At 43.0% G+C, this 1,333-nt stretch carries 4 protein-coding genes; 2 read left to right on the forward strand and 2 right to left on the reverse strand.

Features of this window, described 5'->3' with window-relative positions; genetic code table 11:
• The coding region (locus A3762_RS15335) for a DUF3429 domain-containing protein (protein ID WP_068756455.1) at positions 1 to 542 on the forward strand (542 nt) is incomplete at its 5' end.
• A gap of 19 nt (positions 543 to 561) precedes the next feature.
• Positions 562 to 879: a DUF6482 family protein gene (locus A3762_RS15340; RefSeq protein WP_068756230.1), complete on the forward strand. Its 318-nt coding sequence runs from the start codon at positions 562 to 564 to the stop codon at positions 877 to 879.
• Positions 880 to 911: 32 nt separating this feature from the next.
• On the opposite strand, the gene A3762_RS26550 is transcribed toward A3762_RS15340, so the two are convergent.
• Complete coding sequence (locus A3762_RS26550; RefSeq protein ID WP_156493473.1) at positions 912 to 1,079, reverse strand: hypothetical protein; 168 nt, start codon at positions 1,077 to 1,079, stop codon at positions 912 to 914.
• A partial coding sequence (locus A3762_RS27675) for a hypothetical protein (protein WP_197469288.1) occupies positions 1,076 to 1,333 on the reverse strand: 258 nt, incomplete at its 5' end. The genes A3762_RS27675 and A3762_RS26550, both read right to left, overlap by 4 nt.

The raw sequence follows: 1,333 nt of genomic DNA on the forward strand, positions 1-1,333 counted from the left end.
AATGGATTCAAGACCAAAGCACGTTATACATATATAAAGTAATCGGCTGTGTTTTTACTCTCGTAGGTTTTATTGAAAAAAACAGAGTAAGATCGATGAGTAACCACGCACGCATTCAAACATTTGGCTTCGCAGGCCTGATCCCATTCATAGGCTTCAGCCTTACGATTTGGTTCGTCCCTCAAGAATCAGCAGACTCCCTGCTCGATTTCTTCCTGTCTTACTCCGTTGTCATTCTGTCTTTTTTAGCAGGTTTACTTTGGGCAATACCCGTCGTGATCGGCTCGAACTTGCGCCAGAACGGCATACTTCTCAATACGGGCATCGTTTTTAGTTTATTAGCATGGGCTAGCACAATTTTTAAACCCGCCTTACAGAGTGCGATCTTGGGCCTCAGTTTTATTGCCTTACGCTCTGTCGAGAAGAAGTTTTGCGATCATTTGTACGAAACCATGTTCGCGGTTTTGCGAGACAGACTAACAATCGTCGTCACCTTGGCACACTTATCAGCGTTCTCTTACGCCGTATTCTTAGGTTATTAAACTAGATAGGAAAATGACTATGAAGATTTCATACGAAGAGCTCGGACAATTAGAGCCCATTGAAAAAGTGATCATTCAATCAGTTGATTTGTCGCTTTATAGGGTGATGATTGAGCATCAAGGAGAGACTTATTACTTGGTCGATGGTAGTCAAATACAAACTTACCGAAGCCTTCAAGCCGCCAAAACAGCACTTAGCTTGCTGCGAATCATAAAGCTAGTGCTGCAGCACACGAGCGCCTATGACGAAATGATCGGACACCCTGAAAAGGGCTCTAACCTAATGGAGATTAAATTAGAGCACCTACACTTCGACACGCAGTCACGGGCTAATTAACAGTCTCTAAATAAACAAGGTGATAGCTATGATCAAATGCTTGCTCCCCGGATAACTTGTTCGTTGATGAGCCAAGGTTGCATACGCTCATCTTCCAATAGCTTCACTTTGAACAAGTTATAATCCACACTCTCCATTTCAATCACCGAAAATGAACTACGTGTGCCACCACTAGATGTCTCTTGGAATAGCGTTGTCATGTAGTAACTTCACCTTGTTTTACCTCAAACTCTATATTTAAGGGGTAGCCGTCGTCATTGGCGGAGGTTGATCGCCAACGAGACGCCATCTTAAATTTCATCGCACCAACTTCGTAGCGCCCTGGAGGCAAATCATTAATCGCAATATATGCATCAGAACTATTTGAGAACCATACATCGAAATTAATATCACTCGTTTCACCCAGAGATCGAACATCAAACTTCCACGTTCGACTCCAAGATTCCATTGAGGA

This window comes from Oleiphilus sp. HI0125, assembly GCF_001635355.1.